The organism is Aureimonas psammosilenae (genome assembly GCF_009176975.1).
In the GTDB taxonomy this organism is placed as follows: Bacteria; Pseudomonadota; Alphaproteobacteria; order Rhizobiales; family Rhizobiaceae; genus Plantimonas; species Plantimonas psammosilenae.
The window spans coordinates 188,319-210,602 of record NZ_WEZG01000005.1 but is presented as its reverse complement, the minus strand read 5'-3'; the positions used below and the strand labels follow the sequence as shown (position 1 = coordinate 210,602).

At 66.6% G+C, this 22,284-nt stretch carries 19 protein-coding genes; 8 read left to right on the top strand and 11 right to left on the bottom strand.

Annotated elements, in window-relative coordinates; all coding sequences use genetic code 11:
- Nucleotides 1–166 precede the first annotated feature (166 nt).
- From F9929_RS11575 to F9929_RS11560, 4 genes are read left to right on the top strand one after another with little or no spacing between them, the layout of a single operon-like run.
- Complete coding sequence (locus F9929_RS11575; RefSeq protein WP_152046726.1) at nt 167–1,708, top strand: ABC transporter substrate-binding protein; 1,542 nt, start codon at nt 167–169, stop codon at nt 1,706–1,708.
- Nucleotides 1,705–2,643 (top strand): ABC transporter permease, encoded by a 939-nt coding sequence (locus tag F9929_RS11570; protein ID WP_152046725.1) that lies wholly within the window; start codon nt 1,705–1,707, stop codon nt 2,641–2,643. The genes F9929_RS11575 and F9929_RS11570 overlap by 4 nt, the downstream gene beginning before the upstream one ends.
- On the top strand, nt 2,640–3,458 hold the full coding sequence (locus F9929_RS11565) for an ABC transporter permease (protein ID WP_152046724.1): 819 nt from the start codon (nt 2,640–2,642) through the stop codon (nt 3,456–3,458). Before F9929_RS11570 ends, F9929_RS11565 begins: the two co-directional genes overlap by 4 nt.
- The gene (locus F9929_RS11560) at nt 3,455–4,864 is read left to right on the top strand and encodes an ABC transporter ATP-binding protein (protein ID WP_152046723.1); all 1,410 of its coding nucleotides are present in this window, start codon (nt 3,455–3,457) and stop codon (nt 4,862–4,864) included. Before F9929_RS11565 ends, F9929_RS11560 begins: the two co-directional genes overlap by 4 nt.
- 3 nt (nt 4,865–4,867) lie before the next feature.
- On the opposite strand, the gene putA is transcribed toward F9929_RS11560, so the two are convergent.
- Nucleotides 4,868–8,536, bottom strand: a complete 3,669-nt coding sequence (gene putA, locus F9929_RS11555) for a trifunctional transcriptional regulator/proline dehydrogenase/L-glutamate gamma-semialdehyde dehydrogenase (RefSeq protein ID WP_235919218.1) — start codon at nt 8,534–8,536, stop codon at nt 4,868–4,870.
- Between the two features lie 142 nt (nt 8,537–8,678).
- On the opposite strand from putA, the gene F9929_RS11550 reads away from it, so the two are divergent.
- Together F9929_RS11550 and F9929_RS11545 are read left to right on the top strand one after the other, a co-directional pair.
- On the top strand, nt 8,679–9,167 hold the full coding sequence (locus tag F9929_RS11550) for an Lrp/AsnC ligand binding domain-containing protein (RefSeq protein WP_235919217.1): 489 nt from the start codon (nt 8,679–8,681) through the stop codon (nt 9,165–9,167).
- 162 nt (nt 9,168–9,329) lie between these two features.
- Nucleotides 9,330–9,692 (top strand): hypothetical protein, encoded by a 363-nt coding sequence (locus F9929_RS11545; protein ID WP_152046720.1) that lies wholly within the window; start codon nt 9,330–9,332, stop codon nt 9,690–9,692.
- Nucleotides 9,693–9,695: 3 nt separating this feature from the next.
- Here the strand turns inward: F9929_RS11545 and F9929_RS11540 are convergent, their stop codons facing one another.
- The 7 genes from F9929_RS11540 to F9929_RS11510 all read right to left on the bottom strand — a co-directional run bounded on the left by F9929_RS11540 (nt 9,696) and on the right by F9929_RS11510 (nt 16,206).
- Nucleotides 9,696–10,703, bottom strand: a complete 1,008-nt coding sequence (locus F9929_RS11540) for an SDR family oxidoreductase (protein ID WP_152046719.1) — start codon at nt 10,701–10,703, stop codon at nt 9,696–9,698.
- Between the two features lie 130 nt (nt 10,704–10,833).
- The gene (locus F9929_RS11535; RefSeq protein ID WP_152046718.1) at nt 10,834–11,043 is read right to left on the bottom strand and encodes a TOBE domain-containing protein; all 210 of its coding nucleotides are present in this window, start codon (nt 11,041–11,043) and stop codon (nt 10,834–10,836) included.
- A gap of 98 nt (nt 11,044–11,141) precedes the next feature.
- Nucleotides 11,142–11,492: a DUF779 domain-containing protein gene (locus F9929_RS11530; RefSeq protein ID WP_152046717.1), complete on the bottom strand. Its 351-nt coding sequence runs from the start codon at nt 11,490–11,492 to the stop codon at nt 11,142–11,144.
- 68 nt (nt 11,493–11,560) lie between these two features.
- A complete protein-coding gene (gene adh / locus F9929_RS11525) occupies nt 11,561–13,081 on the bottom strand; it encodes an aldehyde dehydrogenase (RefSeq protein ID WP_152046863.1) in 1,521 nt (506 codons plus the stop codon).
- A 175-nt stretch (nt 13,082–13,256) separates the two neighbouring features.
- On the bottom strand, nt 13,257–14,015 hold the full coding sequence (locus tag F9929_RS11520) for an ABC transporter ATP-binding protein (RefSeq protein WP_152046716.1): 759 nt from the start codon (nt 14,013–14,015) through the stop codon (nt 13,257–13,259).
- Nucleotides 14,009–15,076 carry a FecCD family ABC transporter permease gene (locus F9929_RS11515; RefSeq protein ID WP_152046715.1) on the bottom strand — a complete coding sequence of 356 codons (1,068 nt, stop codon included), beginning with the start codon at nt 15,074–15,076 and terminating at the stop codon, nt 14,009–14,011. The genes F9929_RS11520 and F9929_RS11515 overlap by 7 nt, the downstream gene beginning before the upstream one ends.
- Nucleotides 15,073–16,206, bottom strand: a complete 1,134-nt coding sequence (locus F9929_RS11510) for an ABC transporter substrate-binding protein (protein ID WP_152046714.1) — start codon at nt 16,204–16,206, stop codon at nt 15,073–15,075. The genes F9929_RS11515 and F9929_RS11510 overlap by 4 nt, the downstream gene beginning before the upstream one ends.
- Before the next feature lie 98 nt (nt 16,207–16,304).
- Here F9929_RS11510 and F9929_RS11505 point away from each other — a divergent pair, with 98 nt between their 5' ends.
- Complete coding sequence (locus F9929_RS11505; protein ID WP_152046713.1) at nt 16,305–17,114, top strand: class I SAM-dependent methyltransferase; 810 nt, start codon at nt 16,305–16,307, stop codon at nt 17,112–17,114.
- A gap of 55 nt (nt 17,115–17,169) precedes the next feature.
- Here F9929_RS11505 and gyrB read toward each other — a convergent pair whose 3' ends face one another.
- On the bottom strand, nt 17,170–19,617 hold the full coding sequence (gene gyrB, locus F9929_RS11500; protein WP_152046712.1) for a DNA topoisomerase (ATP-hydrolyzing) subunit B: 2,448 nt from the start codon (nt 19,615–19,617) through the stop codon (nt 17,170–17,172).
- Between the two features lie 218 nt (nt 19,618–19,835).
- Between gyrB and F9929_RS11495 the strand changes: the two genes are divergently transcribed.
- On the top strand, nt 19,836–20,126 hold the full coding sequence (locus F9929_RS11495) for a hypothetical protein (RefSeq protein ID WP_152046711.1): 291 nt from the start codon (nt 19,836–19,838) through the stop codon (nt 20,124–20,126).
- Between the two features lie 33 nt (nt 20,127–20,159).
- Here F9929_RS11495 and F9929_RS11490 read toward each other — a convergent pair whose 3' ends face one another.
- Nucleotides 20,160–21,023, bottom strand: a complete 864-nt coding sequence (locus tag F9929_RS11490; RefSeq protein WP_152046710.1) for a mechanosensitive ion channel family protein — start codon at nt 21,021–21,023, stop codon at nt 20,160–20,162.
- Nucleotides 21,024–21,184: 161 nt separating this feature from the next.
- Complete coding sequence (gene cysK, locus F9929_RS11485) at nt 21,185–22,225, bottom strand: cysteine synthase A (RefSeq protein WP_152046709.1); 1,041 nt, start codon at nt 22,223–22,225, stop codon at nt 21,185–21,187.
- Between the last annotated feature and the right edge of the window lie 59 nt (nt 22,226–22,284).

Here is a 22,284-nt window from a genome sequence, read left to right as displayed (position 1 = left end):
TGCAGTAGAATGAGTAGACGTTTCACGGCGAATGGCAAGTCGGGCGCTGGAGCCGGCCACCGCTCCGCTCAACCGCAGATGCTGCGTTGCGATTGTAAATAAATAACGTTACACAGCCGGCGAACCGATTCCGGCACGCTCGTTCCATCTGCAAGAAGGCTACACCATGTTCGGACCCCGATTGAAACCCGGCATCCTGGGCGGCCTTCTCCTTGGCACCTTGGCTCTCGCCCCTGCGTCGAACGCGGAGGCCGAGCCTCGGGTGTTCGATGTCGTCGCGCCCTTCGAGATCGGCGGCGCGGACCCCTCCTTGTCCGGCTTCATCTTCCAGCGGATGCAGATCGCCGAAACGCTTCTCGATGTCGATGGGCAAGGCCGCACCCGCGCGGGGCTCGCCACGGCCTGGACCGTTTCGGAAGACGGCCTCACCTGGACGCTGCCGATTCGCGCCGGCGTGCGCTTCCACGACGGAACCACGCTGACGCCCGAGATCGCCGCCGCTTCGCTGAACAAGGCGCGCGGCAAGCCGGGCGTTCTGGAACGGGCGAAGATCGAGACGATCACGGCCGAGGGCGATGCGGTGATCATCCGCCTGACGGAGCCCTTCGCGCCCCTGCCCGCGCTTCTGGCGCATTATTCGACGCTCGTTCTCGCCCCGTCCTCCTTCGCCCCGGACGGCTCGGTTTCCACCGTGGTCGGCACCGGCCCTTACAGGTTGACCCTTTATCAGCCGCCCCAGCGCCTCGCGGCGGAAGCCTTCGCCGATTACTGGAACGGCAAGCCGGCCATCGAGGCCACGACCTATCTCGCGGCCGGACGCGGCGAAACGCGCACGCTGATGGCGGAAAGCGGCGACGCGGACCTCGCTTTCCAGCTCGATCCGCCGAGCATTGCGCGGTTGAAGGCGAACCGGGCGGTGGGAGTCCTGAAAGTTCCCCTGCCGCGCGTGATGCAGATCAAGGTGAATGCCGGCATCCCGCCCTTCGACACGGTTGAAGGCCGAACGGCGCTCAGCGAAGCCATCGACCGGCAGGGCATCACGGCGGGGCTCCTCCGGGCACCGGGCACGGGGGCGACGCAGCTTTTCCCGCCGAGCGTCGAGAACTGGCACGACAAGGATCTGAGCCCGCTCGCAACCGACCCGGAACGCGCGGTGGCGCGCCTTGCTGCGCTCGGCTGGACGCCGGGCCCCGACGGCATCGCGCAGAAGGACGGCAAGCCGCTGCGCTTGAAGCTCATGACCTATGCCGACCGGCCCGAACTTCCCCTCGTCGCCACCGCGCTTCAGGACCAATTCCGCCGGATCGGCGTCGATGCGGAGGTTTCGGTGGCGAACGCCTCGTCCATTCCCGCCGGGCACCAGGACGGAACGCTCCAGCTCGCGCTCGCCGCCCGCAACTATTCGCTGGTGCCCGATCCCTTCGTCACCCTTCTCGGTGATTTCCGAGAGGGCGGCTCGGATTGGGGCTCGATGAACTGGGACGATCCCGTTTTCCACAAGGCGATGGCGGCGCTTCTCCAAGCAACCGACCCCGACGACAGGAAGCGCCTCCGGCACGAGATCGCCGGCATTCTCCAGCGGGATCTGCCCGTGATCCCCGTCGCCTGGTACGAGCAGACGGCGGCGATCACCAGAAAGGTGGAAGGCGCCGCGATCGATCCCTTCGAGCGGTCCTTCGGCCTGTCCGCCATGCGGTGGGTGCCATGATCCGCGTTCTCGGCTCCCGCCTCATCCAAGCGCTCTTCGTCGCCGTTTTCGTCGGCGCCCTCACCTTCGCGCTGATGCGCCTTTTGCCGGGCGACATGGCCTATCGCATCGCAGCCGGACGCTACGGCTACGACCTCGTTTCGACTGAGGCCGCCAATGCCGTCCGGGCCGAACTCATGCTCGACAAGCCGGGCTGGAGCGCCTTCGGGGCTTGGCTCTGGGACATCCTGACCCTCGATCTCGGGCGCTCGCTCGTGTCCGGCGAGCCGGTGCTGGACGAGTTGTCCCATCAGCTCGGCGCGTCCGTCGTCCTGGCGCTGGCGGCCGTGATCCTGTCGCTGATGATCGGCCCGCCGCTCGGCATGCTGGCGGGGCGCCATCCGGGCGGGATTCTTGACCGCGCGCTGCTTCTCGTTTCGGTCACGCTGCGCGCCCTGCCGCCCTTCGTGATCGGCCTTCTTCTGATCCTCGTCTTCGCCCTCACCCTCGGCCTTCTGCCGGCGGCGGGGCATGGCGGCGCGGGAACCATCCTCCTGCCGGCGGGCACGCTGGCGCTCGGCCTTGCCGCCGTGTCCTCGCGCGTCGCCCGCGATGCGACGGCCGAAGTGGTCGCCGCGCCCTACTACGCCTTCGCGCGGCTGAAGGGTCTGCCGGAGGGCGATCTCTTCCGCCGGCACGGATTTCGCAACGTCGCGGTGCCCGTCGTCACCTATCTCGGCGTCCAGCTCGCGATCCTCATCGAGGGCGTCGTGGTGGTGGAAACGCTCTTCGCCTGGCCCGGCATCGGCCATGCCCTGGTTCACGCCATCGTCCAGCGCGACGTGCCGATGGTGCAGGGAACGGCGCTGGTGATGGGCCTCATGTTCGTCGCCCTCAACGCTCTGGTGGACATCGCCAACCGGGTTCTCGACCCGCGTGGCAGGGAGGCCGCATGACCATCGCCGACACGCTTGCCCCAAGCCCGTCGCGGCCGAACCGCTCGGCGCCTCTCGGCGCGGCGCTGCTTCTCCTTCTCCTCCTCTTCGCCCTTCTCGCCCCCTGGCTGGCGTCCAGCGATCCGGCGCGTCAGGACTACATGGCGATCCTGGCCGGTCCCGGTCCCGCGCATCCGCTCGGCACCGATCATCTCGGCCGCGACATGCTGGCCCGGCTCGGCTCCGCGGTGCGCCTGTCGTTGTTCCTGGCGCTTCTGTCGGTGGTCACCGCCGGCATTCCCGGCACGCTTCTCGGCATCCTCGCCGCCTGGCGGGGCGGCTGGACGGACCGGCTCCTGTCCACCCTCGCCGACATCGTCCTGTCCTTGCCCGGCCTCCTTCTCGTGCTGCTCGTCGGCGCGATCTTTCCCGGCTCCTTCGTCGCGATCTATGCGGCGATCTCGTTGGTACTCTGGATCGAATATTTCCGCATGACGCGGGCGACGGCCCGCACGATCCTCGCTTCGCCGGCGGTGGAAGCCTCGCGTCTTCTCGGCTTCGGCCCGGCCTATATCGTGCGCCATCACCTTTGGCCCGAACTCTCGCCGGTGATCCTCACCGTCGGCGCATTCGGGGCCGCGACGGCCATCATGGCCATGGCGGCGCTGGGCTTCGTGTCCGTCGGCCTTCGCCCGCCGACCGCCGAACTCGGCCTGATGATGACCGAGCTCCTGCCCTATTACGCCGAAGCGCCGTTCGTGCTCCTCCAGCCGGTCGCCGCCGTGTTTCTCCTGGTTCTGTCCTTGAACCTCCTTGCGGGATATCGCGCCCGATGACGACGCTTCTTTCCGCCGACGCCGTGTCGGTCCATGCCGACGGACAACGCATCGTGTCGCCGACGAGCCTTCGGGTCGAGGCCGGTCGCCCGCTGACGGTGATCGGCGAAACGGGATCGGGCAAGAGCCTCCTGGCGCAGGCCATCGTCGGCAACCTGCCCGAAGGCCTCGCGGCGCGCGGCCATGTCGAGATCGACGGCCTTGCCGAAGACGCCTCCGCGAAAACGAGGCGCAGCCTCTGGGGCCGCGCCCTTGCCGTTCTGCCGCAGGAGCCCTGGCTCAGCCTCGACCCGACCATGCGCGCCCTACCCCAGGTGGCCGAAGCGCACCACCTCGTCGCCGGCAAGGCTGAGAACGAGGCGCGGCAGGCCGCGACCGCGGACCTTGCCGGTCTTGGACTGGCGGAGGCCGCCGATCGTTTCCCGTTCCAGCTTTCGGGCGGCATGGCGCAGCGCCTCGCCTTTGCGAGCGCGCGGGCCGGCGGGGCCCGGATCGTCGTCGCCGACGAGCCGACCAAGGGTCTCGACGCCGCGCGCATCGGCGATGTCGTGGCGCTTCTGCAGAAGGGTCTCGACGAAGGCGGCGCGCTTCTCACCATCACCCACGATCTGGAAGTCGCGCGCCGGCTCGGCGGCGAGGTCGCGATCATGCTGCGCGGCGAAATCGTGGAACGGGGCGAAGCGTCCGCCGTCCTGACGCAGCCGACGCATCCCTATACGCGGAAGCTGATCGACGCCGATCCACGCGGCTGGCCCAAGCGAACCGCGCGCATCGACGAGGCGGCCGCGCCGGTGCTGGACATGGCTGGCGTCGCCGCTTCGCGCGGCGGCCGGCGGCTTTTCTCCGATTTGTCCTTGAGCGTTCGGCCCGGCGAGATCCTTGGGATCACCGGCCCGAGCGGCTGCGGAAAATCGACGCTCGGCGACGTGATGCTCGGCCTCGTGCGGCCAGATGCCGGCACGGTGCGCCGGGAGGCGGGCACGGGCGCGTCGAGCTTCCAGAAGCTCTATCAGGACCCCGTCGCCGCCTTTCCGCCGCGCCGGGTGTTGCGGAGAACCCTGGACGACCTTTGCGCGCTCCATCGTCTCGACCGCGCCCGCATCCCGGACCTCATGGAGCGGCTGAGGCTGCATCCCGCCCTTTTGTCCCGTCGCCCCGGCAACGTATCGGGCGGCGAATTACAGCGCTTCTCGCTTCTGCGCGTCCTTCTTCTGAAGCCCAGCCTGATCGTCGCCGACGAGCCGAGTTCGCGCCTCGACCTCATCACGCAGAAGGAGATGATCGACCTCCTTCTGGACGCCGCCGAACGCCACGGCTGCGCGGTGATCCTCGTCAGCCACGACGAAGCACTGGTGAACGCCGTGTCGGACAAGCGCCTTCGCCTGCCCGACGATGCGAGGCCTTGAGGCTCAGCCGATCGTCATCAGGCTGGCATTGCCGCCGGCCGCCGCCGTGTTGACGGATGTCGAGACTTCTTCGAGAAGCCAGTCGAGACAATAAGCCTCAGTGTCTCCCGCGATCTCGCCGGTTCTTGCCGCCTGGACGAGAACCAGCGGCCCATCGAGCGCGGCGATCCGTCGGTTGATCGCGGCGACGCGTTCCGGCTCGCCTTCCACCAGAGCCCCAGAGAAAGGCCCGTCTCCATTCCAATCGGACGTCCAGGACAGGCGGGCTGCGACGGTGGCCGGCAGTCCGGCGAAGGCCTCGCGAAGGCCGGACCCCGCATCCACCGCCATGTGGTTGCCCGAGGAGAGTGCAGCCGCGATCTGGCGCGCCAGTCCGCCCGCCGTTTCCGGCGCCAGCAAGACCTTGCCGCGCGGATGGAGCGCATAGATGTTCAACTCGCCGACCGGCCCGGCAAGCTCGCGGCGGAGCCCCAGGGCGGAGCGCTCGGCGAAGTCGCGGGCGGCCTCCGCTTCTCTCGCCATTCCCTTGCCATCCAGCCAGCGCGCGAAGTCGAGAAGCGCCGGATCGGTATGGATCGCGCCGCTGCGCTGCGGCGGAACGGGCGCTTTCGCCACGAGGCGTCCGATATAAAGCGGCCCGCCCGCCTTCGGCCCGGTGCCGGAAAGGCCGCGCCCGCCGAAGGGTTGGACGCCCACCACGGCGCCGATGACGTTGCGGTTGACGTAGAGATTGCCGGCGCGGATGCGGTCGGTCACATGCGCGATCGTCTCGTCGAGCCGCGTGTGAAGCCCGAAAGTCAGGCCGTAGCCGGACGCGTTGATCTCTTCGATCAGGTCATCCAGCGCCTCGCGGCGATAGCGGATCACGTGGAGAACGGGGCCGAAGACCTCGCGCTCGAGGTCGGAAAGCGTCTTCAGCTCGATGATCGTCGGAGCGACGAAGGTGCCCTCGGCGGCGTCAGCGGGAAGGCCGATGCTCTCGACGGAAAGGCCGAGGCCGCGCATCCGCTCGACATGCGCCTCGATGCTCCCCTTGGCCTCGGCATCGATCACCGGACCGATATCGGTGGCAATACGATCCGTGCGCCCGAGGGAAAGTTCGGCAAGCGCCCCCTTCAGCATGTGCAGCACCCGGTCCGCCACGTCTTCCTGAAGGCACAGGACGCGCAGCGCCGAACAGCGCTGGCCGGCCGAATCGAAGGCGGAGGCGATGACGTCGCCCACCACCTGCTCGGCAAGCGCCGAGGAGTCCACGATCATGGCGTTCTGGCCGCCGGTTTCGGCGATCAGCGGGATCGGCCGCCCCGCCGCCGACAGGCGTTCGGCAAGCTGTGCCTGGATGAGGCGCGCGACTTCCGTCGAGCCGGTGAACATGACGCCGGCGGTTTCCGGCGCGGCGACGAGGGCTGCGCCGAGTTCGCCGCCGCCCGGCACGAACTGGAGCGCGGATGCCGGCACGCCCGCTTCGTGAAGGATGCGGACGGCTTCATGGGCGATCAGCGGCGTTTGCTCGGCGGGCTTGGCGATCACCGGATTGCCGGCGACGAGCGCGGCGGCGACCTGTCCGGTGAAGATCGCGAGCGGGAAGTTCCAGGGGCTGATGCAGATTACCGGTCCCAGCGCGCCGTGCGAGGGGCCGAGGGTGCGGCGGGTCTGCGCCGCGTAATAGCGCAGGAAGTCCACCGCCTCGCGCACTTCGCCGACCGCATTGGCGGCGGTCTTGCCGGCTTCGCGGATCGCGATGCCCATCAGCGTTTCGATGCGCGCCTGCATGATGTCGGCGGCGCGGTCGAGACAGGCCGCCCGCTCGGCCGGGGGAACGGCGGCCCAACCGGACGCGGCCTCGGAAGCGAGGCGCACCACCCGTCCCGCTTCGCCGGGTGCAAGTTCGACCACCTGCCCGACGCGGTCGCCACGGTCGGCGGGGTTCAGGATGTCGCGCGCTTCGCCTTCCGCAAAACCATCGGCGAGAAGCGGCGCGGCGTGCCATTCCCGCTCCGCGCTTGCCGCGAGCTTGGCGGAAAGATCGGCGAGCGACGTTTCGTTCGACAGGTCGATGCCGCTGGAGTTCGGTCGTTCCTCGCCGAAAAGCTTGGCCGGCAGCGCGATGCCGTCATGCGGCGCACCGACAACCGGCATCGCTTCAACGAGATCGGCCGGATCGGCGACGAGCATGTCGACCGAGATCGCCGGGTCGGAAATCCGGTTCACGAAGGAGGAGTTCGCGCCGTTCTCCAGAAGGCGGCGCACGAGATAGGCGAGAAGCGTTTCATGCGTGCCGACGGGCGCGTAGATGCGCGCCGGCCGGTTCAGCTTCTCCCGGCCCACCACCTCGTCGTAAAGCGGCTCGCCCATGCCGTGGAGGCATTGGAACTCATAATCGCCAGTTTCGAAATCCGGCCCGGCCAGATGATAGATCGCGGCCAGCGACTGCGCGTTGTGCGTGGCAAATTGCGGGAAAACCGCGTCGGTCGCGGCGAGGAGCTTCTTCGCGCAGGCGACATAAGCGACGTCGGTATGGATCTTGCGCGTATAGACCGGGAAGTCGGGCAGCCCGTCGAGCTGCGCGCGCTTGATCTCGGCGTCCCAGTAGGCGCCCTTCACGAGGCGCACCATGATGCGGCGTCCGGAGCGGCGCGCGAGGTCGATGATCCAATCGAGCACGAAGGGGCAGCGCTTGCCATAGGCCTGCACCACGAAGCCGAGGCCGTTCCAGCCCTTCAAGGCCGGGTCGAAGCTTAAGGTTTCCAGAAGGTCGAGCGAAAGCTCCAGCCGGTCGGCTTCCTCCGCATCGATGTTGAGGCCGATGTCGTAGCGCTTCGCCAGGATCGCCAGTTCGCGAACGCGCGGCAGAAGCTCGCCCATGACGCGCCTGCTTTGCGCGCGCGAATAACGCGGATGCAGCGCCGAAAGCTTGATCGAGATGCCGGGCCCTTCATAAACGCCCCGCCCTCTCGATGCCCCGCCGATGGCGTGGATGGCGTTCTCGTAGTCGCGGTAATAGCGGTCGGCGTCGGTGCTCGTGGTCGCCGCCTCGCCGAGCATGTCGTAGGAATAACGGAAGCCTCGCGCTTCCAGCGGCCGAGCGCGCTTCAGCGCTTCCTCGATGGTTTCGCCGGTGACGAACTGTTCGCCCATCATCCGCATCGCCATGTCGACGCCGCGCCGGATCACCGGCTCGCCGCAACGCGCGATGAGCCGCGTCAAGGCCGCCGAAAGGTTTCGGTCGTTGACGGTGGCCGTCAGCCGACCGGTAACGACGAGGCCCCAGGTCGCGGCGTTGACGAAAAGCGAGCGCCCGCCGCCGACATGCGACTTCCAGTCCCCGTCCGAAATCTTGTCGCGGATCAGCGCGTCGCGCGTCGCGGTGTCGGGGATACGCAGAAGCGCTTCGGCGAGGCACATCAGCGCGACGCCCTCCTGGCTCGACAGCGAATATTCGCGCACGAGCCCTTCGACGCCGGTGCCCTTGTGCTTGGCCCGCAGCGCCTCGATCAGGCGCCGCGCCGTTTGCGCAACGGCGCCTTTCATCTCGGCCGGCAGCCGCGCAGCTTCCACGAGGGGCGGAAGGCATTCGGGCTCGGGACGGCGATAAGCGGCGGTGATCGCCTGGCGCAACGGCGTCTGTGCGGCGATCGGCGGGGCGAAATCGGCGAAAGGTGCGGTGGACATCGAAGGCCTCACGCGGCGTGATCGAGGGGAATGGGTATGAAGCCCTATCCTACCACCGACCATGACGTGACATCGGACCATTCTTTGGCTAGATCGTAGGCGATCGAACCAAATCGAAGCCCTGCTTCTCGCCATAATGCCCATGGATAGGCCGAACACTAGCGATCTCGACCAGTTCGATCTGAAGATCCTCGAAATCCTCGCCCGCGACGGGCGCATCTCGGTGACGGATCTGGCGGCCAAGGTCGGATTGTCGAAGACGCCCTGTCAGATCCGGTTCAAGCGGCTGGTGAAGGACGGCTATATCGAGGGCTTTCGCGCGGTGCTCAATCCCGCCAAGCTCGATCTCGACCATGTGGCCTTCGCGGAGGTGAAGCTCACCCATACGCATGAGGAAGCGCTCGGCAGCTTCAACGCGGCGGTGAAGAAGATTCGCGAGGTGGAGGAGTGCCACATGATCGCGAGCCGTTTCGATTATCTTCTGAAGATCAGGACGCCCGACATCCGGCGCTATCGCCGCGTTCTGGGCGAGTTGATCTCCACCCTGCCCTATGTGGCGAGCACCTCCACCAATGTCGTGATGGAAGTGGTGAAGGAAAGCGGCGACGACGCGCGCTCGCGCGGGGCTTGAGGTGCGGCAGAACTGAAACCTTGCCGCGCCGGGAGCCGGAAAAAGCCACTGTTGCGAAAGGGCGACACAGTGCGCCCCGCTTCGTTACATCCCGTAACGCCCCCGCCCCCAAGCCACCCGGAAGCTTTGGCATTCTCGATCCCGTTCAAGGAGATCGAGTTCATGAAGAGTTTTCGGTGGTTTGCCCGTTCGGTGTCGCCCGCCTTTCTGCGCCGGGCAGCGATCCGTCTCGCCGCGTCCACCTTCGTCATGGCGACGCTGAACGCCGTGGCGCATAACGAGATCGACCGGCCGATGGCTCACGGAACTTTCGCAGCCTGCTCCGATGCGAGCGTCGTGCCAGCCGAGAAAGGCGGTCGCCTGTGCCGCCGAACGGTCGGCGGCACGTTGGCAAAAGAGACGCTCGTCGCCTTCGCACGCAGCGCCGGCGCTTCCTGGCTGGAGCCGAGCCCCCTTTCGGAAGGAAGCCCGTTCACCAACGGGCGGTGGCAGCCTTCGATCGAAAAGGCCGCCGCCGTTCGATAGGGCTTACCAGCGGTCCAGTCGTCTTGGCCGGCCGGCGGACAGAACGCGCCGGGCCAGCGCGCCGGCCAGAAGCAGCCCGCCGACCGCCCCGACCTTCAACAGATCGAGATGCCGGCTGGTGATGAATTCGTGCCTCGTGCCGAGCGTGCGCTCCTTCGAATCGCCGTCGATGCTGGCCGGTCCCGGTACGGGCGCATCGAGATTACCCTCGCGCGGCGGCATCGGGCGGCCCTGCTGCTGGCCGATCATGCCGGCGGCCTTGCGGTCGGCGAAGCTCGGGGCAATGGCCTGCGCGAGCGTCATCATCAGAGTCGAGCGGCCGACCCAGACTTCCCGCTGCGGATCGAGAACCGCGGAATAAACCGCTTCGGCGCAGAGCCTGGGATCGAAGAGCGGATCGGGGATCACCTGCTCGTGTCCCGTCCGGTTGCGGGCCCAGCCCGGCTGGGGCGTGTTGACGGCGGGAAGGTAGATGGTGCTGAGCGTCACCGGGCAATTGTCGGCGATGAGTTCCGAGCGCAGAGAATCGGTGAAGCCCCCGACCGCCGCCTTCGCACCGCAATACGCCGCCTGAAGCGGCGCGGAGCGGATGGCAAGACCCGACGAGACTTGGATGATCGCCCCGCGCCGCCGTTCTCGCATATGGCGAAGCGCGGCGAGCGTCCCGTAGACCTGCGACAGGTAAGTGGTCTCAGTGACGCGGAGATATTCCTCCGGGGTGATCTTGTCGGCCTTGGCGACCACGGTCGACATGGCATTGTTGACCCAGGCATCGATGCCGCCGAGTTCAGTGATGACCTTCGCCGCCGCCTCGTTCACCTTGCCCACATCGGCGACATCGGCGGCGATCGCCAGAACCTTGGTTCCGCGACGCTCCAGCATGGCTTTGGCCGCCGCCAGCCGCGCCTCGTCGCGCGCCAGGATTGCGACCTGCCAGCCGCTTCGGGCGAACCGGTCGGCGATCGCAAGCCCGATCCCGGCGCTTCCTCCGGTGACAACCACTGTATTCATGAACGCCCGCGCTTCCCTCGTTGCGGCCAGCCGGCCAACCAAACTTCGGGATGCAACAGCGGCGAGCGGCGAAAGGTTCACGGGACCGTTCGCCGCTGCGGGTCACGGACTGTTCAACCTCGCGAGGCGTTCAGTCGACCGCGATCATCACGTCCGATGCCTTCACCACCGCATAAGCCTCGGCCCCGACCGTCAAGCCGAGTTCGTCCACCGCCGCGTTGGTGATGGAGGAGGTGACGACCGCGCCGCCGGCAAGCTCGATGCGCACGTGAGCGGTGGTCGCGCCCTTGGTGATCTCCAGGATCTTGCCCTTGAGCTGATTGCGCGCGCTGATCTTCATGACGGTCTCCGGTCGGATGTGTCCGGCGCACGGGAAAGCGGCCGGCTCGGCGGCTCATATACGAGTACCATGCCAGCCTGAAGACTAAGCTTGCCCCCTCAGGCTGAGGCTTCGTCCGGCACCGCGCAGACCGTGGAGCGGGTCAGGAAGCGACGCTCGCGGCCGTTGTCGAGCGAGAACATGCCGCCGCGCCCCGGCACCACGTCGAGGATGAGATCGGTATGCTTCCAGACTTCGTATTGCGCGCCGCCGATGTAAACCGGCGTGTCGTCGGAAAGGCGGCCGAGAAGGACGTCGCCGTCGCCGATGCGGAACTCGCCGCGCGGATAGCACATGGGCGAGGACCCGTCGCAGCAGCCGCCCGACTGGTGGAACAGAACCGGGCCGTGGTCGGCCACGATCTCGGCAAGAAACGCCATGGCGTCCGGCGTCGCCGTCACCTTGTTCATGGGAAAACTCCGGTGGAGGCGGGCGGCGCAGAACGGTGAGGTTCCGCGCCGCCCTCCGAGCCAAAGGGTCAGAAGAAGCCGAGGGCTTTGGGCGAATAGCTGACCAGCATGTTCTTGGTCTGCTGGTAGTGGTCGAGCATCATCTTATGGGTTTCGCGCCCGATGCCGCTCTGCTTGTAGCCGCCGAAGGCCGCATGGGCCGGATAGGCATGGTAGCAGTTGGTCCACACGCGGCCCGCCTGGATGGCGCGGCCGAAGCGATAAGCGCGCGTGCCGTTGCGCGTCCAAACGCCCGCGCCGAGGCCGTAGAGCGTATCGTTGGCGATGGCGAGCGCATCCGCATCGTCCTTAAACTTCGCCACGGACACGACCGGGCCGAAGATCTCCTCCTGGAAGACGCGCATCTTGTTGTGGCCGGCAAAGATCGTCGGCTCCACATAGAAGCCGTCCGCGAGTTCCCCTTCCATCTGCGCCCGCTTGCCGCCCGTCAGCACCTCGGCGCCTTCCTGGCGGCCGATGTCGAAATAGGACAGGATCTTCTCCAACTGCTCGTTGGAAGCCTGCGCGCCGATCATGGTCGTCGGGTCGAGTGGATGGCCCTGCTTGATCGCCTTTACGCGCGCCACGGCCTTTTCCATGAAGCGGTCGTAGATCGATTCGTGGACAAGCGCGCGGCTCGGACAGGTGCAGACCTCGCCCTGGTTCAGAGCGAACATGGCAAAGCCTTCCAGCGCCTTGTCGAGGAACTCGTCGTCCTCGTCCATCACGTCGGCGAAGAAGATGTTGGGCGACTTGCCGCCGAGTTCCAGCGTCACCGGGATCAGGTTCTCGGAGGCGTATTGCATGATGAGCCGGCCGGTCGTCGTTTCGCCCGTGAAGGCGATCTTGGCGATGCGCTTGGATTGCGCCAGCGGCTTGCCGGCTTCGAGGCCGAAGCCGTTGACGACGTTGAGGACGCCTTCAGGCAGAATGTCGGCGATGAGTTCGGCGAAGACCATGATGGACAGCGGCGTCTGCTCGGCGGGCTTCAAGACCACGCAGTTGCCGGCCGCGAGCGCCGGTGCGAGCTTCCAGACCGCCATCAGGAGCGGGAAGTTCCAAGGAATGATCTGGCCGACGACGCCGAGCGGCTCGTGGAAGTGGTAGGCGACCGTGTCCTCGTCGATCTGCGAGATCGCGCCTTCCTGGGCGCGCAGAGCCCCGGCGAAATAGCGGAAGTGATCCACCGCGAGCGGCATGTCCGCATGAGTGGTTTCGCGGATCGGCTTGCCGTTGTCGAGCGTCTCCACCATGGCGAGAAGGTCGAGATTCTCTTCCAGGCGGTCGGCGATACGCAGGAGAAGCTTGGAGCGCTCGGCGGGGGCCGTCTTGCCCCATTTCTCGCGCGCCGCGTGGGCGGCGTCGAGCGCAAGTTCGATATCGGCGGCCGAAGAGCGCGCGACATGGCACAGCACCTTCCCGGTCACCGGGCTCGGATTGTCGAAATAGCGTCCATCGGTCGGCGCGACCCATTTGCCGCCGATGAAATTGTCGTAGCGCTCGCGGATCAGGACCTTCTTGGAGACCTGATCGATGGCTTGCTGAAACATGGTTTCCTCCCGCAGTTTCAGATGAATGCTTTCGGTCACGCATTCCCTTCGACCCGACGCGTCGCTCCCGACGACGCTTGAAGCCAAAGGCGGAAGGAAGCGCTGAAAGGCCCCTTCCCGAGGCAGGCAACCTGCTCCCGTTCCGCCCCCTCGTCAACGCCTCGCGAAGGCCCCTTCAGGCCGCCGCGGTGCTATCTACGATCAGCATGGCGCGCCCTTGCGAACAGGCCTCCACGCGCGCCTCGACGCGGTAGACCTCGCGCAGCATGGCCGGCGTGATGACCTCCGACGTCGGACCGCCGGCGACCATGCGGCCATCGGCGATGACGATCGTGTGTTCGCAATAGCGCAGCGCATGGTTGAGATCGTGGAGCGCGATCAGAACCGCCATGCCGGTGCGGCTCGCGCGCCGGCGCATGAAGTCGAGCACCTCGATCTGGCGGTAAAGGTCGAGCGCCGAGGTCGGCTCGTCCATCAGAAGCACTTCGGGCTTTCGAACGAGCGCCTGCGCGATGGAAACGAGCTGGCGCTGGCCGCCCGACAATTCGCCGAGCCCGCGAAAGGACAGGTCCTGGATCTGCAGCGCGGCGAGAAGCTGGTCGATCTCGGCGAGTTCGGCATCAGTGACGCGCCAGCCCGAGCCCTGCTTCGCGGCGAGCAGCACCGATTCGTAGACCGTCAGAACCGCGTTGCCGCCCGTATCCTGCGGCATGTAGCGGATGGCGTCCCGCCCTCCTTCGCTCTCTGTCAGATGGACGGTGCCCGGCCCCGAAACGAGACCGGCGATGCGTTTGAAGAGCGTCGACTTGCCGGCCGCGTTCGGGCCGATCACCGCCGTCAGGGTGCCGCCCGGCAAGATGCCGGTGGCGACATCGGCCAGGATCGTGGTGCGGCCGTAGCGGGCACCGATCCCTTCGAGAGCGATCGCTACCATGCGCGCTTCCTCGTGGTGAAGATGAGGACGAAGAAGAAGGGCACGCCGACAAGCGCCGTGATGACCCCGATCGGCAGGATCGCGCCCGGCAGGATCGTCTTCGACACGACGGAGGTGACCGACAGGAGCAGCGCTCCGCAGAGCACGGAGGCGGGCAGGAAGAAGCGCTGGTCCTCGCCCACCAGCATGCGCGCGATATGCGGACCGACGAGCCCGACGAAGCCGATGGTGCCGACGAAGGCGACGGGAATGGCGGCCAGAAGGCTCACCGTCAGCATGGTGCGCAAGCGAAGGCGGCGCACATTGACGCCGAAGCTTGCGGCCTTGTCCTCACCGAGGCGCAGGGCCGTCAGCGCCCAGGCCTGACGCGCGAAAAGCGGCACGGTGACGAGGAGAACGATCCCCGTGATCCAGACCTTCGGCCAGGTCGCCTTGGTGAGGCTGCCCATGGTCCAGAACACCACCGCCGCCAGCGCCTGCTCGGACGCCAGATATTCCAGAAGCGACAAAAGCGCGTTGAAGGTGAAGACGAGCGCGATGCCGAGAAGCACGATCGTTTCCACGGTGACGCCGCGCATGGTGGACGCGAAATGGATGAACAGCGCCGCCGCCATCGCCATCAGGAAGGCATTGATCGGCACCATGTAGACGATCCCGACCGGCAGGATCGCCGTGCCCGCAACAAGCGCCAAGGCCGCGCCGAAGGCGGCCGCCGCTGAGATGCCGAGCGTGAAGGGGCTGGCCAGCGGATTGGCGAGGATCGTCTGCATCTGCGCGCCCGCCACCGACAGGCTCGCGCCCACCGTCACCGCCATCAGGGCGATCGGCATGCGGATGTCCCAGACCACGACGCGAAGCTGGTCGCTGACGGATGCCGCGCCGAACAAGGCGTCGAGGATCTGGCTGATCGTGTAGTTCGCGGGTCCGAGCGCCATGTCGACGCAAACGCTGGCGAAAAGCGCGACGAGCAGCGCCGATAAAAGCGCGACGCGCCGAAGGGCGAGGACGCGATAGCGCCCCCGCCCTTGCCCGGTGCCGGCGTGCATCACGCCTGCGCTCATTTCGTGTCCGTCAGGGAAACGAAGTAGCCCGGCTTGTAGTCGAGCGGCAGGAAGCGCGCGTGCAGTTCCTTGAAGGTCGCTTCCGCATCGAGATCCTTGAAGAGGTCAGGATGCAGCCACTTGGCGATCTCCTGGATCGCGACGAACTGGTAGGGATTGTTGTAGAACTGGTGCCAGATCGCGTGGAACTCGCCGTTCTTTACGGCCTTCGTGCCGGTGAAGGCGGCGCGCTTCGTCAACGCTTCGAGTTTCAGGCGCGCTTCGGCTTCGTCCGCGCCGTAGCCGACGCCGACCCAGTTGCCGCCCGGCACATAGGCGCCCCAGTTGCCGCCGGTGACGATCACCTGATCGGGGTCGGAAGCGATGATCTGCTCGGGGTTCACGTTGCCGAAGGTGCCGGGGATCATGTCCTTGGCCATGTTCCGCCCGCCGGCGATCTCCACCATCTTGCCGAAATTCTCATCCCCGAAGGACATGCAGCAATCGTCGGAATAGCCGCCGGCGCGCTCAACGAAGACGAGCGGCGCGGCGGGCTTCTTGTCGGCCAGGACATCCGTCACCGCCTTGATGCTTTTGGCGCGGAAGTCGATGAAGTCCTCGGCGACCTTTTCCTTGTCGAAAAGCTTGCCCATGAGGCGCATGGAGGGCTCGGTATTGACCATCGGCTTTTCGCGGAAGTCGACGTAAACGAGCGGGATGCCGACCTTGGCCAGCGTGTCGATATAACCGGCCTCCTCAGTGGCGGTCTTGGCGTCGACATTCATGAGGATGACGTCGGGCTTCAGCGACACGGCCTGTTCGACATCGAACGTGCCGTCCTTCATGCCGCCGAAGGTCGGCAGCTTGGCGATCTCGGGATATTTGGCGAGATACGCGGCGTAGCTTTCCGGATCGGCCTTGGGAAGGTCGTCGCGCCAGCCGACGATATGCTCGAAGGGCGTGTCGCGCTCCAAGGCGGCGACGAAGTAGATCTGACGGCCTTCGCCGAGGATCACGCGCTTCACCGGCGCCGCGACCTTCACCTCGCGGCCCGTGACGTCGGTCACGGTGACGGTTTCGGCCAAGGCGGCTCCCGCCGTCAGCGACAAAGTGGCGATGGCAGCCAAGGCTGCGCGGCGGACGATCCGCATGTCGAGAACCCCTCGTGAAAGACGATGCGTTCTATGAATAGTTGATTTATGTAGTCAACTTATATGTTTTAGAAGAGTTCGAGTCTGGAATGACTGCCATGGACGGAACGGAACCCCGCCCCAACTACGGATTGCGCGAAGAGATCGAAGCCTTCTGGTCGGAGCGCGCACCGGGCTTCGACGAGTTTCCGGGCCACGAGATTTTCGACGAGGACGAGCGAAAGGCCTGGCACCGCCTCCTGTCGCGTCATCTGGGTCCCGCCGGGAAGCGCTCGGTTCTGGATCTGGCGAGCGGCACCGGCGTCATCTCGCATCTCCTCGACGATCTCGGCTTCCAGGTGACGGGTCTCGACTGGTCGGAAGCCATGCTGCGCCTCGCCAAAGCCAAGGCGGCATCGCGCGGTCGGCGCATCGCCTTCCGGCTCGGCGATGCGGAGCGCATTTTGGAAGATGATGCGAGCTTCGACATTCTCGTGACGCGCCATCTCGTGTGGACGCTGGTCGATCCAGCCGCGTGCTTTTCCGAATGGCTGCGCGTTCTCAAGCCCGGCGGCACGCTTCTCGTGGTGGACGGCGACTTCGTCCGGCAGACGCTCGGCCAGCGGCTCCTGCAACGGGTGGACGCGCTCGCCCGGCGCAGTCGGCTCGTCGGCCGGCAAGCGCCTGCCCTGTCGCCCGACATGGCGGAACGGCACCGAAGCATCCTGTCCCGCGTGCATTTCAGGAACGGCGCGCGTGCCGGCGATGTCGCCGCGCTTCTAGGCCACGCCGGATTTCGCGACATCGTCGTGGATCACCGGCTCGGGGAAATCCATCGCGCGCAAGGCCGCCACATGCCGCTCACCAAGCGCCTCAGCCGCCGGATCGAGCACCGCTATGCCATCAAGGCGGTGAAGCCGACAGCATAGCTCGGTCAAGTCTCGGCCGGTCGGCTCGCAAACGCGCCGACCGGCCGAGCAGTCTTCAGATGTCGAGGTTGGCGACCTGCAAGGCGTTGTCTTGGATGAACTCGCGGCGCGGCTCCACTTCGTCGCCCATCAGGCGCGCGAAGAGTTCGTCGGCGTCGGTCGCATCCTGCACGCGCACCTGGAGCAGCGAGCGCACTTCGGGGTCGAGCGTCGTTTCCCAGAGCTGCTCGGGGTCCATCTCGCCGAGGCCCTTGTAGCGCTGCAGCGACAGGCCCTTGCGCCCCGCCTCGAACACGGCGGCCAGGAGGTCCATCGGACCGGTGATGCGGATTTCCTCCTGGCGGCGGCGAAGCAGCGGAATCCCGGCATAGACGTCGCCGAGGCGCGCGGCCAGGCGGTTGAGCGCCAGGGCGTCGCCCGACTGGATGAGGCCGACATCGAGGTTCTGCACCTCCGTCACGCCGCGCACCTCGCGGGTGAAGCGATAGCCGCCCTCTTCCACGATCTCGCCGCTCCACGGGCCGTCGCCTTCTTCGGCAAGGGCGTCGAGGCGCGTGGCGATTGTCTGCACGAGTTCGGCGGCGCGCGCGGCGTCTTCGGCCACCGCCGGGCTCAACGCCCCCACCACGGCCGCCTGCTCGACGAGCCGCTTGTCGTAACGCGAATGGAGGCCCGAAACGACCGTGCGCAGGTTCACCGCGTCGTCCACCACCGAGCGCAGATCGCGGCCCGTGCGGACCTCGCCGGACTGGAGGGTCAGCGTCACCTCGTCGAGGCCACCCTCGATCAGGTAGTCGTCGAGCGCCTTCTCGTTTTTCAGATATTGCGACTGCTTGCCTCGCGTCACCTTATACAAGGGCGGCTGGGCGATGTAGACATAGCCGCGCTCGATCAGCTCCGGCATCTGCCGGAAGAAGAAGGTGAGAAGCAGCGTGCGGATATGGGCGCCGTCGACATCGGCGTCCGTCATGATGATGATCTTGTGGTAGCGCAGCTTGTCGGCGTCGAACCCGTAGGTCGAGCCCTCGAACGTGCCGATGCCCGTGCCGAGCGCCGTGATCAGGGTGCCGATCTGGTCCGACGAGATCATCCGGTCGAAGCGCACGCGCTCGACGTTCAGGATCTTGCCGCGCAGCGGCAGGATCGCCTGGTTCTGGCGGGAACGCGCGCCCTTGGCCGAGCCGCCGGCCGAATCGCCTTCCACGAGGAATATCTCGGACTTCGCCGGGTCCTTTTCCTGGCAGTCGGCGAGCTTGCCCGGCAGGGTCGAGACGCTCATCACGTCCTTGCGCACGGTTTCGCGCGCCTTGCGCGCCGCTTCTCGTGCGGCGGCCGCCTGCACCATCTTGCCGACCACGGTGCGCGCGTCCGACGGATGCTCCTCGAACCAGGTCGCGAGCGCCTCGTTCATGGCCCCCTCGACCACGGGCCGCACCTCGGAAGACACAAGCTTGCCCTTGGTTTGGGAGGAGAATTTCGGGTCCGGCACCTTGACCGACAGAACGCAGGTCAGCCCTTCGCGGCAATCGTCGCCGGTCGGCTGAACCTTTTCCTTCTTGAGCTGGCCGGACGTCTCGGCATAGCCGATCACCTGCCGCGTCAGCGCGCCGCGAAGGCCCGCCAGATGCGTGCCGCCGTCGCGCTGCGGGATGTTGTTGGTGAAGCACAGGACGTTGTCCTGGTAGCTGTCGTTCCACCAGAGCGCGGCTTCCACCGTGATGCCTTCGCGCTCGGCCGTGATGTAGATGGGCTCGGCGATCAGCGATTTCCGGGCCCGGTCGAGATAGCGCACGAAGGCTTCGAGACCGCCCTCGTAGAACAGCTCCACCTTCTTCTCGTCTGCGGGGCGTCGGTCGGTGAGAATGATGCGCACACCCGAGTTCAGGAAGGCGAGTTCGCGCAGCCGGTGCTCCAAGATCGGAAACTCGAACTCCGTCCTGGTGAAGGTGTCGGACGAGGGCATGAAGGTGATGGCCGTGCCGGTCTCGTCGCCCGCATCGCCCGTTTCAACCAAAGGCGCATCCGGCACGCCGTGGGTGAAGCTCATCTCGTGGATGCGGCCCTTGCGGCGGATCTTCATCTTGAGCCACACGGACAGGGCGTTCACCACGGACACGCCGACGCCGTGGAGGCCGCCCGAGACCTTGTAGGAATTCTGGTCGAACTTGCCGCCCGCATGGAGCTGGGTCATGATGACCTCGGCCGCCGACACGCCCTCGCCGGTATGGATGTCGGTCGGGATGCCGCGCCCGTTGTCGGTCACGGTGCAGGAGCCGTCGGCGTTCAGCGTCACAGTCACGCGCGTCGCATGGCCAGCCAGGGCCTCGTCGATGGCGTTGTCCACCACCTCGTAGACCATGTGATGGAGGCCGGACCCGTCGTCCGTGTCGCCGATATACATGCCGGGCCGCTTGCGAACCGCGTCGAGCCCCTTCAGAACCTTGATCGAATCGGCGCCGTATTCGGCACTCGCGCCGAGGTTCGGTTGTTCTGCAGTTGACATGAAATTCCCTGGATGGTCGGGCCTGGAAGGCGGCGTCCGACTGCGGCCCGCGACAATGTGAATATAGGCTCTCGAGCCCCGGAATCCAAGCGTCGCGCATGGAGCGGGCTTGTTTCGGCAAGCCACCTTCCCATTTGCGAGCGGTCGTCCGCGTCGCACCCCGGAACCCTTGCCGATCGCCGGCGGTTGGGCGGCATCGACCGACCTCGGAAATCTCCATGACCCGTTTCGCCCTGATCGCCGCCGTTCTCGTTATCGGCGGCTGCACGACCCCTTATCCCGACGCCGTGGATACCTTCTATACGCGCGGCGCGTCGCTCGACGCCAACCGCGCGCCGCGCGGCTCGAAGGCCTTCTGCGAGCGCTATGCGCAGCAGTCGCAGGACAATTTCTACGAATCCAACAGCGACCCCGAAGACGGCTTCGGCCGTAACGGCTTCGTCTATAACCAGGCGCGAACCGCCGGAAACAGCGCCTACGAGCGCTGCCTCCGGGGCCGCACGAACTGACGGGCGGCCCGCCCGCCCGTCATCGGCACGCGTTCAAAGGCTGAGATAGCGCGAGGGATCGTTGTCGACGGGCACGAGCCGCTGGATCGATTTCGGCTCCCCCGCATCGCCGTAGCGTTTGACGAAGGCGTCGCGAATCATCTCCGGCATGGTGTGCTGGGCCTGTCCGACGCGGGCGGGCGCGACGCGGGTGCGCACCACGATCACCTGCGCATCGCCGGTGAGTTGTTCGAGCGAGGCTTCGGCCTGCGCAACCCCCGGCGCTTCTTCCGGCGGGCGCAGCGTTTCCACGAGAAGCGCGCGGGCCTCCGTGAAGGCGACGTCGCGCGGCAGGCTCACCGACCAGGCGACGAGGCGCGAGGTGGAGCGCGAATGGTTGCGCAACCAGACGTTCCAAAGACCGGAATTGGGCACGAACACGAAGACGCCGTCGAAGGTTTCGAGATGGCAGACGAACAGGCCGATCTCGCGCACCGTGCCGGCGAAGTTCTGCGCTTCCACATAATCGCCGATGCGGAACGGCCGCAGCCAGAGCAGCATGATGCCGGCCGCGATATTGGTGAGCGTGCCCTGCAAGGCCAGACCGATCGCCAGACCCGCCGCGCCGAGAACGGCAAGGAGCGAGGTCATCTGCACCCCGACCTGCCCAAGCGCCACGAGAAGCGCCAGGATGATCACCACATAGCGCACGATGGATGCGAGCGGGCCGACCACGGTCGGGTCGACATGGGTCGTGGAGCGGAACGCGCCGGCCACGAGCCGCCCCAGCCAGCCGGCGATCACGAAGCCGGCGATCAGGATCAGGACGGCGACGAGGAGGTTGGGAAGAAAGGCCGCGACCTGCGCGGCGAGCGTGCGGAAGAACTGATTCGAAGCCTGGATGGTTTCCGTCGGCATGAATGCCCCTTGCTGATTGTCCTATGAGCCGGCGGCTCCCCCACCCCAAGCAGCGCACTCACCGTCTCGCGAGGTGAACAAAGGACATCGGCGGCAAATGAAAAGGGGAACTGCGAGGCTTTCGCCGCTCCCCTTTCCTCGTCGTTCAAATTTCGTCCACGTCAGATCGACGGCGTTCCCTTCGGCGGCTCCTTCGGTTCCTCCGGGTCCACCAGTCCTTCGAAAAGCGCGGTGGAAAGATAGCGCTCGGCAAAAGAAGGAATGATCACGACGAGGTTCTTGCCGGCATTCTCCTCGCGCCGGCCGACCTCGATGGCGGCGGCAAGGGCTGCGCCCGACGAAATGCCGACGGGCACGCCTTCGAGGCGCGCGACGAGCCGTGCGAGATCGAAAGCGGTGTCGTTGGAAACCTTCACCACCTCGTCATAGATCGCGCGGTCGAGGATCGCCGGTGCGAAGCCCGCGCCGATGCCCTGGATCTTGTGGGGGCCCGGCGCGCCGCCCGACAGGACCGGCGAGGCTTCGGGCTCGACGGCCACGATCCGCAGCGCCGGGTTGCGGCTTTTCAGCACCTGCCCCGCGCCCGTGATGGTGCCGCCCGTGCCGATGCCCGACACGAAGATGTCGACCTGACCGTTCGTGTCGTTCCAGATCTCCTCGGCCGTGGTGACGCGGTGAATCTCGGGATTGGCCGGGTTCTCGAACTGCTGCGGGATCACGGCGTTCGGAATGTCGCGCAAAAGCTCCTCGGCCTTGGCGATCGCGCCCTTCATGCCCTTGGCGCCTTCGGTGAGAACGAGCTCGGCGCCGAGCAGGCGCAGCATCTTGCGGCGCTCCACCGACATGGTCTCGGGCATGGTCAAAATGAGCTGATAGCCCTTGGCGGCGGCTGCGAAGGCGAGGCCGATGCCGGTATTGCCCGATGTCGGCTCGATCAAGGTCGACTTGCCGGGGGTGATCTTGCCGGCCGCTTCCAGCGCCTCGATCATGGCGACGCCGATGCGGTCCTTGACGCTGGAACTCGGGTTGAAGAATTCGAGCTTGGCGAGGATCTTCGCCTTGACCCCCTTTTCCGCCGCCAGCTTGTCGAGCCGCACGAGGGGCGTATCGCCGATCGTGTCCACGATGGAATCGTAGATGCGACCGCGGCCGTGGGTCCTGGCCGGCGCCCTGCCGGTCTCGTCATGGGTCGGACTGTCCATCGAAAGCCTCCTTGGCTGGCCGGCCGGTGCGCCGGCGGGCTCGTCACTCCCGAACAAGG